This window comes from Arenibacter amylolyticus (assembly GCF_002150785.1).
Taxonomy (GTDB): Bacteria; Bacteroidota; Bacteroidia; order Flavobacteriales; family Flavobacteriaceae; genus Arenibacter; species Arenibacter amylolyticus.
In genome coordinates, this window is record NZ_MTAZ01000032.1 from 45703 (window position 1) to 59428 (window position 13726).

Here is a 13726-nt window from a genome sequence, read left to right on the forward strand (position 1 = left end):
GTCCGTATTCATTCGCAAACCTTTGTCCCGAAAGTTTAACATTGTTTTTTTGAATTTGGCAGGTCTCCTGACTTGCGTACTATCATGCACCTTCCCGCCTCTAGTTTAGGCAGTGGTATTCTGAAGAAATGACAGCCATCCGCATAATACGGACCAAGCTTACAGTTGCGGGAACAGCTTCGGACTTTCACCGAATTCCCTTTTAATCCATTCCTCTTGATACAAGAAGAGCTGGAACCGAAATTCGGCGCGAAACTACTACATTTTTTACTATTTACTCCCTAGTTAAGGGAGTTTCTTAAGTGTAGCTGAAATATTGCCGCAGCAAATTACGCTCTCCACGGATAGGGCCATGTTAGAGATAGCTTATAAAAAAACAGCTCCTTGCATTGTAGAAAGGTATAATTAGATCTCCTCCTAAGTGTACCAAAACACCTATTTCAAAAATGAACAAAAATCCAACAACCAGCGGCTATTTTAGCTTAGTCCTATCACTTTTTAATATCTTTAGGGTTTATGTAATCTACATCCAAAGATTATAAACGAATGTTGGATAAGGCTCGTCGTCAAAAAATTTAGTACTACTTTTGAACCCATAAATCAAAAAATTAGACTTTTGAAGAAGGTTATTTACTTGCTATTCGTACTAGCTATTTTTTCCTGTAAGCAGGAGAAAAAAGATGGCAACCCCAAAGCGGTATCTGCAAAGCCAATCCCCATAGCGCATGCAAAGGGCTTTACCATGGAAAAGCAATCCAATGGAATAACGGTCATTAAAATAACCTCTCCCTGGCCCAATTCGGAAGCGGCATTTACCTATGCACTGGTTCCAAAAGACTCCCTGGCAACGATTCATATTGACGAGGATGCCTACCACGCCATTGTCCCTGTTCCAGTAGAAAATATTGTAGTTACCTCTACCACCCACATTCCGGCCTTAGAAGCCTTGGAGCAATTGGACAAGCTAATAGGATTTCCTGACACACGATATATTTCTTCTAAAACAGCACGGGAATACATAGATGCTGGTAAGGTGAAAGATTTGGGGAAAAACGAGGCATTAAGCACGGAAATGGTGATTGCCTTAAATCCAGACCTAGTAATAGGCTTTGGTATAAATAATGAGAATAAGGCCTATGAAACCGTACAGCGGGCCGGCATCCCAGTAGTATACAACGGCGAGTGGACCGAAGAAACCCCCTTGGGAAAAGCAGAATGGATTAAGTTCTTTGCCCCTTTCTTTCAACAAGAGGCCAAGGCAGATAGCATCTTTGCCTCCATAGCCGATAACTACCATAACACAAAAAAGCTAGCACAACAGGCCAAATCAAAGCCAACGGTATTGAGTGGCGCACTGTATAAAGATATATGGTACCTCCCTGGTGGCAATAGCTGGGGCGCCAAATTTATGGAGGATGCCAATACCAACTACCTTTGGAAAGACACCAAGGAAACTGGCAGCCTCTCCTTAAGTTTAGAGAGCGTACTGGAGAAAGGGCGAGCAGCGGAATACTGGATAGCCCCCTCCCAGTTTATAAGCTATCAAGAGATGGAAGACAGTAACCGGCACTATACGCAATTCGCTGCCTATAAAAACAAAAAAATATACACCTATGCCAATACCAAAGGAGAAACGGGAGGAATGCTCTATTTTGAATTGGCCCCCAACAGGCCCGATTTGGTCCTCAAAGACCTAATTCACATCTTTCACCCAGAATTACTTCCAGAACACCAATCCGTATTCTTTAAACCCTTGGATTAAGTGCCACAATCTAAAACATACCGAATCTACTTTCTACTGTTATTAGTGGTCTTGCTGGCTTGTTTTCTGGTTAACATCAGTTTGGGGTCTGTCGCTATCCCCTTTAAGGAAGTGGTAAATGCCATTTTAGGAAAAGTTACGGAACGGGAATCTTGGGCATATATAATTTGGGACTACAGAGTACCTAAAGCACTGACCGCTATCCTAGTAGGTAGTGGCCTTGCCTTAAGTGGTTTGCTAATGCAAACCTTGTTCCGAAACCCATTGGCCGGACCCTTTGTGCTGGGTATAAGTTCTGGCGCCAGTTTGGGTGCAGCCATCCTCATAATGGGCGCCTCTTTATTTAGTGGACTATTTTCTTTTGGATTGGTAAACGATATTTCCTTGGCCCTAGCCTCCAGTATTGGGAGTTTTGTGGTTCTTTTGGCCGTCATGGTAGTAGCCTCTAGAGTTAAAGATACCATGGCATTGCTCATTATTGGACTTATGTTTGGCAGTCTCACCTCTGCTTTGGTAAGTGTTCTCTCTTACTTCACCACCGCAGAAAAATTACAGCAATATATCTATTGGTCCTTTGGGAGCCTTGGTAATCTTTCATGGCAACAATTACTATTACTTGCTATTATTACCGCCGTGGGCCTAGTCATTAGTATACTATGCATAAAACCCCTAAACTCCCTCTTATTGGGAGAGCATTATGCACGGAGTATGGGCGTAAACATAAAGCGATCTCGCTACGCTATAATTTTGGCCACTGGTCTACTCGCTGGTGGGGCTACCGCCTTTGCCGGTCCCATAGCATTTATTGGATTGGCCGTACCCCATTTAACACGACAAATTTTTAACACCACCGATCATAGAATATTGCTGCCAGCGGTAATGGTCTACGGGGCCATTTTAATGTTGATATGCGATACCATTGCCCAATGGCCTAGTTCTGCCAGTGTACTTCCCATAAACGCCATTACCTCCATCATTGGGGCACCAGTAGTAATTTGGCTCTTGGTAAGGAAGCGAAAAATGGTATTTTAAGGGCTCTGCGAGAGTTTCTTGTAGCGCAAAACACCATAAAGTGCCTACTTTAAAGTATTTTTGAAACCTATTATTTAGCTAAGCGTTAAAATTACATATCATCAGCAACTACGAGGGAAATACCGCACTAACAATTAAGGATCTAAAGATTGGATATACCTCTGGGAAACGGGAAAATGTGGTGGCTACAAACATTAACTTTTCCTTGAACAAAGGGGAGTTAGCAGCAATCATAGGAGTGAACGGAATAGGTAAATCTACCTTATTAAGGACCTTGGGGAAAGTACAACCCAAGCTCTCCGGGAACATCTTATTGAATAGCACGCCCTTGGAGAAACTTACCAGTCTGGCCCTCGCAACAGAAATAAGCGTAGTACTGACCGAGCCCATTGCCTCCAAAAACCTAACGGTAATGGAGTTGGTGAGTCTAGGGAGGCAACCCTACACCAACTGGATAGGAACTTTGAGTGACCAGGACAAGACAAAAATAAAAAGCGCCCTTAATTTGGTAGAGCTCACCTCCCTGCAATATAAGAAGTGCTATGAGCTTAGTGACGGACAATTACAAAAGGTAATGATTGCCAGGGCATTGGCACAAGACACCCCCGTTATATTAATGGATGAACCCACCTCTCATTTAGACCTGTACCACAAAGTCCAGATCTTAAAATTGTTGCAAGACATCGCTCACAAAACCCAAAAAACCATCCTATTTACCACCCATGAAATTGAAATAGCGATTCAGCTATGCGATAAGATGCTTATTTTGGAAAAAGGAAAAAGTGCCTTTGGTGAACCCTGTGACCTGATCCGAAACAAGAACTTTGAAAACCTATTCCCATCGGACACTATAACTTTTGATGGCAAAACCGGGGCTTTTAGGGTAAATAAGTAGTAAGGACTTTTCGCCTATCCCTTTATCGCTGCAAATTTTTTACTTTTATCTTGTTCCCCAGCGGGTATAAGCTAGTATCCGCATCCTTAGGATGTAAGATTAAAACGCCTAGGGAGTCGGGAAAATCTTTAAATTGATTCGCTCCCTATTCTAAACCCAATCCATTATCTTTACCTAAAAGATCAACTAACCATGAGTGAAATGCTTGCTGCCCTTTTGGTAGCCCTTCTATGTTTGGGAGCTGGCTATTTATTAGGGAACTACATACAAGGCCTTAAAACCAAATCTGATCAAAGTACGCTATTGGAGCGAGAACAACAATTGGGCATTACTATTGCCAATTTGGAAGAGCAATTGGTAAAAGCGAACGCGGAAAAAGAGGCGCTCCGAAATACTTGGGAAACCGAAAAAGAACAACTCCGAATAGAAAAGGAACACTTAGGGCACCAGCTTACCAGGTATCAGGCCGACATGGAACACCTGCAGCAAAAAAACAGGGAGCAAAAGGAAGAAGTAGCCAAACTACAAGCCACTTTCACCAAGGAATTTGAAAATCTGGCCAATAAGATCTTGGATGAAAAGAGCAGTAAATTTACTGAGCAGAACCGGGAAAACATCAAAAATATATTGTCTCCCTTACAGGAAAAGATCCAACTATTCGAAAAAAAAGTAGAGGACAGCCAGAAAGAAAGCGTAGGAATGCACTCGGCCTTAAAGGAACAGTTGGCCAATTTACAGACCCAAAACCTGAAAATTACCCAGGAGGCCATCAACCTAACCAAAGCCCTAAAAGGCGACAGTAAAATGCAAGGAAATTGGGGAGAATTGGTATTGGAACGCGTACTGGAAAAATCTGGCCTTGAAAAAGACCGGGAATACAGCGTACAACAAAGTTTTACTCGGGAAGATGGTACAAGGGTTCTGCCAGATGTCATTATCCATCTCCCAGACGGCAAGAAAATGATTGTAGACTCTAAGGTATCCCTAACAGATTACGAACGCTATGTGAATGCAGAGGAGGAATTAAAGAGTAAATTCCTAGCAGACCATATCCAATCGCTCCGAAGACACGTAGATCAACTTTCCGCTAAAAAATACGAGGACCTTTATGAAATGGACAGTCCAGATTTTGTTTTGATGTTTGTTCCGATAGAGCCTGCCTTTGCGCTTGCTATCAATCAAGACAACTCCTTATACAGTAAAGCCTTTGAAAAGAATATCATTATTGTGACCCCTGCTACCCTTTTGGCCACGCTTCGCACCATAGACACCATGTGGAACAACGAAAAGCAACAACGCAATGCCATAGAAATAGCTAGGCAAGCCGGCGCCCTATACGATAAATTTGAAGGCTTTGTGGGCGATTTAACCAAGGTGGGCAAGAAAATGGACGAGGCTAAAACCGAGTATCAGGGGGCCATGAAAAAATTGGTGGAAGGACGGGGAAATATAGTGATCAGTATTGAAAAACTGAAAAAAATGGGGGCTAGGGCAAAAAAATCTATCCCCGAATCCTTATTAGACAATGCCTTGGAACAGGAAGGGGAACTAGATAATACAGATGGGGTACTCCCACTGCGCGAACACTAAAATTTAAAAGGATGAAAAAAATACTTGGCCTTACCGTTCTATCCATTATTGTGCTGTTCACGGCCTACTTCCTGTTTATTTATTACGTTCCCTACTCTACGGGAATCCGTTCTGGCGAGCTAATAAAAATTAGCCATAAGGGGGTTCTCATCAAAACCTGGGAAGGCGAAATCAGTCAAGGTATTTCCGGAGCACAAATATTCACCTTCTCGGTTACGGATCGGGATGCCATAGAAAAGCTAAAAGAGTACCAAGGTTCCTATGTACGATTAAGTTATATAGAGCGCTACCAAACCATTTTTTGGCTTGGAGACACCAAATATTTTATCACTGAGGTAAGCAAGGAAACCTCTCCACATTAAATAAATTATTTTATACTACCCAAACCCCCTATAATCTATAGCATGGTATGGGTAACCTTAACTACTAGTTTCATGCAAAAATTTAAATCTGCCAAACATTCACAACTATCCATAACCCAATTAATGCTTCCCTCGCATTCCAATTTCGGGGGCAAGGTACATGGGGGACACATCCTTAATCTTATGGATCAAATTGCTTTTGCCTGCGCCTCCAAGCACTCTAACAGCTATTGTGTTACCGCCTCGGTAAATAAGGTAGACTTCTTAGGCCCTATTGAGGTGGGCGAGTTGGTGACCTTAAAAGCCTCTATCAATTACACCGGGCGTACCTCTATGGTAGTAGGTGTGCGGGTAGAATCGGAAAATATACGAACTGGGAAAAAGCTGCATTGCAACTCTTCCTATTTCACTATGGTAGCCAAGGATGCCGATGGTAATAATTTACCGGTGCCAGGGTTGATCATTGAAGACGAACAGGGAGTAAGGCGTTTTGCCCGAAGTCTGGTACGCAAAAAACAAGCCATGTCCAGATCTACCAAATTTGATGAAACCCAGTTTAAGCTGCAGGACTATTTAAAGAAACTAGACCAGGAGAACGTGAAGTTAAAATTGAAATAAAACAATATTGCCGCATAAACCATTACTGGCATATGCGGCAATTTCCGTTAAACCTACTATGGAATCTTATTGGATTCCGGCTGCGGCATCTTGATCCATAAACCAAATTAGGTTATTGGAAGTAGGTGCCACCAAGGAAGCTGGATACGCCTTGTACCCATCTTCTTTTCCGATGATGGTTTTTACTTTTTCGGCCTTGTTTTCCCCAGTAACCAAAAATGCCACCGTCTTGGCATTGTTTATTATTTTTCCAGTAATGGTAATTCTTCGTTGACCTGAATCTGGGTGGATGGCAACCTCACAATTCTCCTTAGATTCCCATAATTCTATTTCATGTGGAAAAATGGAAGCAGTATGTCCGTCATCGCCCATACCCAATATCACTAAATCAAATTGGGGAATACCATTCGCCTTAGGCAACTGATCCTCCAATACGTTCCCATATCGGACCGCTTCTGTTTGCGGATCTGCCTCTCCCAATACGCGATGGATATTTCCTTCTGGAATATCTATCTTGGAAAGCAGGTGATCTACCGTCATTTTATAGTTACTCTCGGCGTCTGTTGGATCAACACAACGCTCATCGCCCCAATACAAATGTACTTTGGACCAATCTGTATCCTTTGCATTTTCAGACATATAATCGAACACCCCTTTTGGCGTACTACCCCCTGAAAGGGCAATATGCATCACTGTGTTGTTCTTAATCTGTTCTTCCAAATACTCGGAAAATCTCTTAGCAACCTCCGTCTTGGACGGGTCTACATTAGTTTTCATTATATATTACTTTTATAAATAGCTAATAGCCCCCTAATATTAGGGAGCTATATATTAATTTTAAGCTATGGGACCTAATCCCACTATTCTTCAATGCCTACTTCTATTTTAGAACGCAAAAGCCAGGATCGTCTGCCAAGCTTTCACCGGGATTTCGCCATCTAAGTTCTCCCTCTAGCAGATCGTCCGAGTTTTTGGGTCCCCATGTACCTGCAGAGTACCCATAGATATTGACATCGCTGCCATTTTCCCAGTAATCCAAAATAGGATCTACAAAGTCCCATGCCGCTTCCACCTCATCGGCACGTGCATATAGGGTGGCATCTCCTTGCATCGCATCCAATAATAGACGCTCATAGGCTTCCATCACGTTGTTTTCCTCCAATCCAGAGTAGTAAAAGTCTAAATTGGCGCGCTCTACCTTAAAGCCTTGTCCGGGAACTTTCACCCCAAACTTTATCAATATTCCCTCATCGGGCTGAATACGGATAATTAGCTGATTGTCCTTGCTATGCAAGTCAGAATTTTTAAATACCTGGTGGTGGGGCGACTTAAAATGGACTACTACCTCGGTAACCTTGGTAGGCATTCTCTTTGCCGTTCGCACATAAAAGGGAACGTCTTTCCATCTCCAGTTATCCACATAAAACTTCACGGCCGCATAGGTTTCGGTTTTGGAATTGGGGTCTACCCCCTCTTCTTCCCGGTATCCCTTAACCTTCTCCCCATTAATAACCGAAGAAAGATATTGGCCTCTAACCGTATTTTTAAAGAGCGTTTCTTCGTCACGCATCACACGGATAGATTTTAGGGCCTTTACCTTTTCGTTCCTAATTTCCAAGGCACTAGCATCTATAGGAGGCTCCATTACAATCAGGGAGACAATTTGCATCAGGTGGTTTTGGAACATATCGCGAAGCGCACCCGACTTATCATAATACCCTCCTCTTTTTTCTACTCCGCCACTTTCGGCATTGGTAATCTCTATATGATTGATATAGTTCCTATTCCAAAGCGGCTCAAAAATACTGTTAGAGAAACGGGTTACCAATAAATTCTGTACGGTTTCTTTTCCCAAATAATGATCTATCCTATAGATCTGGGATTCCTTAAAGTATTTTTGAAGTCCCTTATTTAATTTCTTAGCAGTCTCTAAACTGTAACCAAAAGGTTTTTCTACAATAATTCGCTTCCAACCATTGCTTTCATTATTCAGTTGCTGCTCCGAAAGGTTTTTGGCAATTACCTCGTATAAACTTGGCGGGGTAGACAAATAGAAAATATAATTCCCGCCAATGCTATACTTGGAATTCAAATCGGAAATCCTAGTGGCCAACTTACTGTATTCACGGCTATAGTCGTCCCCTAAATCTTCATAAAAGAATTTATCTGAAAAATCGTTAATCTCCTCCTCGGTAGCATCTTTCAACATATCCGAAAGGTGGGGACTTTCCAAAACTACCCTCTTTCTAAATTCGCCATCGGTTAAATTACTCCTACTAACCCCCAATACCACAAAGTTTTCTGGAAGCTGATTCGCCTTATATAACTTATATAAAGAAGGGACTAATTTTCTTGCCGTTAGGTCACCAGAGGCTCCAAAAATAACAAGCATTTGATTTGCTGTTTTGTTCATCTTATAAATATTGGAATATTAGTTCTTTTTGTTGGATTTTATAACAATGGATTAAAAAACCCATAAAATCACTACTTTTGAACTTTATTTTAGGCTGCGAAGATAAAACTTATTTAGCTTATACATTTTATAAACACGAACTCTTAACAAAAGTTACATTATTTTGTTAGGTTTTTTTAATAAACAAACATGGGAAATACATACGATTTTGGATTGATCGGACTAGGTGTTATGGGAAGGAACTTTATACTGAACGTAGCCGATAACAACTACTCTGCAATGGGTTACGACCTGGATAAGGAAAAAGCGGACGCTCTTATCGCTGAAGGGGAAGACACTAAGAAAGTAAATGCCACATCGGACATAAAGGAATTTGTAAACTCCTTAAGCACCCCCAGAAAAATTATGCTTTTGGTACCCGCAGGTAAAATAGTAGATTCTGTTATTGAGAGTTTATTGCCGCATTTGGATAAGAACGATTTAATTATTGATGGAGGGAATTCATTTTTCACCGATACAGACCGCAGGGAAGCTTATTTAAAAGAAAAAGGCATCCACTTTTTTGGATCAGGTGTATCTGGTGGTGCCAAAGGAGCCAGACGCGGACCCAGCATTATGCCAGGAGGAAACAAAGAGGCTTACAAAGAGGTACAGCCTATATTTGAAGCAGTATCCGCAAAATTTAAAGGGGAGCCTTGTGTAGCCTACCTGGGACCAAAATCGGCAGGTAACTACGTAAAAATGGTCCATAACGGAATAGAGTACGGCCTAATGCAGCTAACCTCCGAAATCTACGATATCCTGAAAAAAGCTGGAAACTTTAGTTACGAAGAACTCCACACCCTATTTGACAGTTGGAACAAAGGCAGGTTGCAATCCTTCCTTATTGAAATATCTGCAGAAATCTTTGAAAAAGATGACGACAAGGGCAATGGTAAATTAGTGGAGAAAATATTGGATAAGGCCAAGCAAAAAGGAACCGGTAAATGGACCTCCCAGAATGCGATGGACTTAGGGATTCCAATTCCTAGTATAGACATTTCCGTGAGCATGCGTCAGATTTCCGCCTTAAAGGACGAACGAGTTAAGGCCGATGAGCTTTACAACAGACCGAAAATTGCGGCCATGGACAAAGACGAATTGGCAAAATGGGCTGAAGAAGCACTTTACTTTGCCTTTATCACTACCTATGCCCAAGGACTTCACCAGTTATCCGATGCCTCTGTGGAATATGGATATGAATTGGACCTCTCTGTTATTGCTAAAATTTGGAGAGCCGGATGTATTATTCGCGCCGGATTATTGGAGGATATATCCAATGCCTATACGGAGGATAAAGAATTGAAAAATCTATTGCTATCGCCCAATTTTGTCCCTAAAGTACAAGCGACCGTAGGGGCAGCAAGGAATTTAGTAGCTTATGGAGCCAAAAATGGAATACCCCTACCAGGCCTATCCAATTCTTTAACTTATTTTGACGTTTATACTTCTGGAAGATTGCCCTTAAACCTAATTCAGGCGCAGCGAGACCATTTTGGATCGCACACCTATGAGCGTACGGATATGGAAGGTATTTTCCACACAGAATGGGAATAATATAAACCTATAAAAAGGTAGTTTTAAAACTCCCTCCTTGTATGGCAGCTAAAACCGTTGCCAGGAAGGAGGGAGTTTGTTTTTATAAGAATAGCTTGTTTGGGTTGAATCCTATGAACGCACCACTCCCCCATTAATCTACCCGCCTAAAGCCCGGATTACCACAGCTTACTCACAAAACTACATAGATTACCAGAAGAAGGCCATACCCGCCTAACGGAGCTTTTCAGCATATTAAATCCAGCTGAAATATTTATTAAAAAGCAGCCAAAAGAATAAGCTCACCTACCCTGGCTTACTGAAGTTTTGAGATCATTTTACGCAAAGTAGCACCCCCTAATCCAGTTGTATTTATTTTAGTGTAAATTTACTATCTAAAATATTGATGTTATGAACCCATCGGCCTCTGGTTGGATAGATAAATTTGGACATCTAGTTAAGAATGAGGATCAGTATTGCAACTCCTTTGAAACCCTATACGCCCAATTAAAGAAAACAGGTTTCGTATATGGTATAAACTTAAACGTCCCCTCTTTTATAGAAATAGAACACAGGCTTTCTGAAGATGAAATGGCAAAAATAAACCTATTGACCGGTTTATATTACACCTATAAATTTACCACTGGGAATACTGACTTTAAAGATTTTGTTAAGCGCTTACTTAGGTTTTACAAAGGCTTGGACATTGCTAAGATATCCTTCATAAATAAACTATTGATCGGTAGAAAAACCTCTGCCAAACTAGAATCGCTCATCAACTCCAGGATCTATTTGGAGGATAACTTAATCAGTAAAACCTTTAATAGCATCATTACCAACTCCCTTCTATTTATAGATGTACTAACTTTTAAACGTCATCTAGAAGGAGAGAAAAACAAAAAAGACATTGCGCACCGCATAGAGCATATTACCATCAACATAACCTACCACACCTTAAACTCTAAACAGAAAAGTAGGAATGACGAAAAGCTAGCCCAGCTCTTTGCTTCTTCCCTCACCTTTACCGAAAGCGGAGAAAATAGTGTGGACAGCAGTTACAGCAACAAGCAGTTACAGCAGTTTAAAACTTGTGAAAAACAATACTTTTTGGATGTGGCCTGTTTAACTGTTTGGGAAGATCAATCCTTGGCCTACACAGAATCCAAGTTTATTTTTGAATTGGGCGAGGACATGGGTTTCAGCAAATCCCACATTAGCAAATCCATATTTGAGGTTACTGAATTCTTTGAACTGAACGCCTCCAAAATTCCGCATTTAAAGGATCAAAATATGGCCGTACAATTCTATGAAAGCATGGCAAGAATTGTAAACAAATTAATCCTAAGAAATAGCAAAAGACTTCAAAAGGAATTATCGGAAAGCAAGGAATTAGTGTCCCTATTATCTAAGTCTACCGTTAAGGATTTAACTGCAGAAGAGAAAAAAAAGGTACAAGATCAGCTATTGGATATTTTTAAAAGCATTCCCTCCTTGGCCATATTTATTCTTCCCGGGGGTGCAGTTTTATTGCCGATATTTATAAAATTAATTCCTAAATTGCTACCTTCTTCCTTTGACGAGAATAGAGTGGATTAAAACCTCTGAAAAACCATCAAAAAACGCAGTATAAGGAAAATCTATACAAGGCTTTAAATTCACCTATCACTATATAAACCAACTAATTAACACCCACTACTCCAACCAATACTTGAAACTTTTTACACGTTCCCGACTCACAATGATCTCTTGGTCATTATACCTGTTCAGTTTAATCTGCAGCCTAGAATTGGTATAGGAAACAATGTCTTTAATATGATTTACATTCACATAGAACTTTCTACTTACCCTAAAGAAGAGATCGGGCTGTAGCTCTGGTTCCAGATTCTCCAAGGTGGTATCTAATAGATAATTTCTTCCTTCCACAGTAGCTGCATAGGTGCCTTTATTTTCGCTATAAAAACACTCTATCTCATCTGCATTTATAATTTTAAGGTGCTGCCCCACCGTCACCGTAAATCGCTTTTTATACTCCCTTTCCAAGGGATTTAAAAGCAACTTTTTAACATCTTCAAACTCCAGCGAAATTTGCTGTTTTTTAGGTCCGAAGGATCGATATTTTTTAACCGCTGTTTCCAACTCCTCCTCGTCAATCGGTTTTAACAGGTAGTCTATACTATTCAACTTAAATGCTTGAAGCGCATATTCGTCAAAAGCCGTGGTAAAGATTACGGAGCTCTTTATATCCACGGCCTCAAAAATCTCGAAAGAGAGTCCGTCCGAAAGTTGGATATCCAAGAAAACAAGATCTGGATGATCATTTTCTTGAAACCATAAAATAGCTTCTTCCACAGAATGCAACATGGTGGCCACTGCGACCTCCAAATTAGCCAACAAACGGCTTAATCTTCTTGCAGCTGCTTGCTCATCCTCTATAATTATTACTTTCATTTATTTGGTTAATGGGGTTATTGTTGCTACCGTATGCCCTTACTCTTCCATATATTTTTTAATTTGCTTTTCTTCCCAATTCCTTAGAAATCGGGGTTTCTTCCCAAATACGCTAAGTCCATGAAAAAACAGCCCTATTCCCCAGAATAACGGGGTGAATAATATATTCCAATCTATCCAATTTCTGAATCCTACTTCCATCACCTCATAGAATCCGGTATTGGCATACCTATATACCAAGTATATTATAAGGAAGCCCAAATTAATGGTAAGGTATGCAAATAAGTGGCTATAAAACCCCTTGATGGCTGCAAGGCGTTTTTTAGCCCTTTCCAGCTTTTCACTATGTTCCTGATGCGGTTTCATTTTTTATATTTTTCCATTTCCTTTCTATCTTCCTCCAATATCTTTTTAATCTGTCGTTCTTCCCATTCCTTAGAAAAAAAGGGGCTGTAATTGAATGTTTTCGCAGCATGGAAAGCTACTCCAATCCCCCAGAATATCCAAACCGCAAAAGTTCCAAAATCCCAAAAAGCTTCCGAGAACGTCTCCCCCTCCTGGAGGTTTCTTGTTACCTTAATAGTAGAAATTACCAGATTGATGATTATGTAAAGGCCAAAATGAACATAAAACCCTTTAAGTTCCGCTATCCTTCTTATTGCCTTTTTCCGCCTATAATCGCTATTGTTTTCCATCGCTCGTTACTTTTTCCTTCAACTTTCAACTCCAACGCTCCCTATTATCTTCCTGTTCCATAAATTCCCTAATCTTTCGTTGTTCCCAATTTTTACCGAAGAGCGCATTGTAGCCAAAAACCTTAAACCCCTTAAAAACCAAGCTAATACCCAATCCAAAGACCACCCATAAAAACCATGGGGAACGCCATTCGTTCACGTAATAATTTATCCCTGCCACTAGGACAATGGTGAAAATCGAGGAGAACAAACTGTTATAGAACTTCTTAATTTCCGTCACTCTTGCTTTTGCCTTAAAATATTTATTTTCTTTTTCTGAATTTTCCATAGTTGTTT

General features: G+C 40.8%; 14 protein-coding genes and 1 riboswitch. Of the genes, 8 read left to right on the forward strand and 6 right to left on the reverse strand.

Annotated elements, in window-relative coordinates; translation table 11 throughout:
* Positions 1–40: 40 nt before the first annotated feature.
* A riboswitch (cobalamin riboswitch) is annotated at positions 41–257 on the reverse strand.
* A gap of 359 nt (positions 258–616) precedes the next feature.
* The 6 genes from BV214_RS12165 (at position 617) to BV214_RS12190 (ending at position 6259) form a co-directional block, all read left to right on the forward strand.
* The gene (locus BV214_RS12165; RefSeq protein ID WP_086477783.1) at positions 617–1762 is read left to right on the forward strand and encodes an ABC transporter substrate-binding protein; all 1146 of its coding nucleotides are present in this window, start codon (positions 617–619) and stop codon (positions 1760–1762) included.
* Positions 1763–2794: a FecCD family ABC transporter permease gene (locus BV214_RS12170; RefSeq protein WP_086477784.1), complete on the forward strand. Its 1032-nt coding sequence runs from the start codon at positions 1763–1765 to the stop codon at positions 2792–2794.
* A 181-nt stretch (positions 2795–2975) separates the two neighbouring features.
* On the forward strand, positions 2976–3689 hold the full coding sequence (locus BV214_RS12175) for an ABC transporter ATP-binding protein (protein ID WP_394334939.1): 714 nt from the start codon (positions 2976–2978) through the stop codon (positions 3687–3689).
* 192 nt (positions 3690–3881) lie between these two features.
* The gene (rmuC, locus tag BV214_RS12180; RefSeq protein WP_086477786.1) at positions 3882–5279 is read left to right on the forward strand and encodes a DNA recombination protein RmuC; all 1398 of its coding nucleotides are present in this window, start codon (positions 3882–3884) and stop codon (positions 5277–5279) included.
* Positions 5280–5290: 11 nt separating this feature from the next.
* Positions 5291–5641: a 6-phosphogluconate dehydrogenase gene (locus tag BV214_RS12185; protein ID WP_086477787.1), complete on the forward strand. Its 351-nt coding sequence runs from the start codon at positions 5291–5293 to the stop codon at positions 5639–5641.
* A gap of 72 nt (positions 5642–5713) precedes the next feature.
* On the forward strand, positions 5714–6259 hold the full coding sequence (locus BV214_RS12190; protein ID WP_086477811.1) for an acyl-CoA thioesterase: 546 nt from the start codon (positions 5714–5716) through the stop codon (positions 6257–6259).
* Between the two features lie 66 nt (positions 6260–6325).
* Here the strand turns inward: BV214_RS12190 and pgl are convergent, their stop codons facing one another.
* Together pgl and zwf are read right to left on the reverse strand one after the other, a co-directional pair.
* Complete coding sequence (pgl, locus tag BV214_RS12195) at positions 6326–7036, reverse strand: 6-phosphogluconolactonase (protein ID WP_086477788.1); 711 nt, start codon at positions 7034–7036, stop codon at positions 6326–6328.
* 103 nt (positions 7037–7139) lie between these two features.
* Complete coding sequence (gene zwf / locus BV214_RS12200; RefSeq protein WP_086477789.1) at positions 7140–8672, reverse strand: glucose-6-phosphate dehydrogenase; 1533 nt, start codon at positions 8670–8672, stop codon at positions 7140–7142.
* A gap of 189 nt (positions 8673–8861) precedes the next feature.
* On the opposite strand from zwf, the gene gndA reads away from it, so the two are divergent.
* The gene (gene gndA, locus BV214_RS12205; protein WP_086477790.1) at positions 8862–10268 is read left to right on the forward strand and encodes an NADP-dependent phosphogluconate dehydrogenase; all 1407 of its coding nucleotides are present in this window, start codon (positions 8862–8864) and stop codon (positions 10266–10268) included.
* Positions 10269–10658: 390 nt separating this feature from the next.
* Positions 10659–11843 carry an LETM1-related biofilm-associated protein gene (locus BV214_RS12210; RefSeq protein WP_086477791.1) on the forward strand — a complete coding sequence of 395 codons (1185 nt, stop codon included), beginning with the start codon at positions 10659–10661 and terminating at the stop codon, positions 11841–11843.
* Between the two features lie 96 nt (positions 11844–11939).
* Here the strand turns inward: BV214_RS12210 and BV214_RS12215 are convergent, their stop codons facing one another.
* Genes BV214_RS12215 through BV214_RS12230 form a run of 4 tightly spaced genes read right to left on the reverse strand, consistent with a single transcriptional unit; the run spans position 11940 to position 13718 of the window.
* The gene (locus BV214_RS12215; RefSeq protein WP_086477792.1) at positions 11940–12695 is read right to left on the reverse strand and encodes a LytR/AlgR family response regulator transcription factor; all 756 of its coding nucleotides are present in this window, start codon (positions 12693–12695) and stop codon (positions 11940–11942) included.
* 39 nt (positions 12696–12734) lie between these two features.
* Complete coding sequence (locus tag BV214_RS12220; RefSeq protein ID WP_086477793.1) at positions 12735–13061, reverse strand: 2TM domain-containing protein; 327 nt, start codon at positions 13059–13061, stop codon at positions 12735–12737.
* Positions 13058–13390 (reverse strand): 2TM domain-containing protein, encoded by a 333-nt coding sequence (locus tag BV214_RS12225; RefSeq protein ID WP_086477794.1) that lies wholly within the window; start codon positions 13388–13390, stop codon positions 13058–13060. Before BV214_RS12225 ends, BV214_RS12220 begins: the two co-directional genes overlap by 4 nt.
* 25 nt (positions 13391–13415) lie before the next feature.
* Positions 13416–13718, reverse strand: coding sequence for a 2TM domain-containing protein (locus BV214_RS12230; RefSeq protein ID WP_086477795.1), 303 nt, complete (start codon positions 13716–13718; stop codon positions 13416–13418).
* Positions 13719–13726: the final 8 nt, after the last annotated feature.

Coding starts and splice junctions, on each gene's coding strand:
- rmuC (WP_086477786.1), top strand. CDS start 3,882: ATGAGTGAAATGCTTGCTGCCCTTTTGGTAGCCCTTCTATGTTTGGGA.
- BV214_RS12185 (WP_086477787.1), top strand. CDS start 5,291: ATGAAAAAAATACTTGGCCTTACCGTTCTATCCATTATTGTGCTGTTC.
- BV214_RS12190 (WP_086477811.1), top strand. CDS start 5,714: ATGCAAAAATTTAAATCTGCCAAACATTCACAACTATCCATAACCCAA.
- pgl (WP_086477788.1), bottom strand. CDS start 7,036: ATGAAAACTAATGTAGACCCGTCCAAGACGGAGGTTGCTAAGAGATTT.
- zwf (WP_086477789.1), bottom strand. CDS start 8,672: ATGAACAAAACAGCAAATCAAATGCTTGTTATTTTTGGAGCCTCTGGT.
- gndA (WP_086477790.1), top strand. CDS start 8,862: ATGGGAAATACATACGATTTTGGATTGATCGGACTAGGTGTTATGGGA.
- BV214_RS12210 (WP_086477791.1), top strand. CDS start 10,659: ATGAACCCATCGGCCTCTGGTTGGATAGATAAATTTGGACATCTAGTT.
- BV214_RS12215 (WP_086477792.1), bottom strand. CDS start 12,695: ATGAAAGTAATAATTATAGAGGATGAGCAAGCAGCTGCAAGAAGATTA.
- BV214_RS12220 (WP_086477793.1), bottom strand. CDS start 13,061: ATGAAACCGCATCAGGAACATAGTGAAAAGCTGGAAAGGGCTAAAAAA.
- BV214_RS12225 (WP_086477794.1), bottom strand. CDS start 13,390: ATGGAAAACAATAGCGATTATAGGCGGAAAAAGGCAATAAGAAGGATA.
- BV214_RS12230 (WP_086477795.1), bottom strand. CDS start 13,718: ATGGAAAATTCAGAAAAAGAAAATAAATATTTTAAGGCAAAAGCAAGA.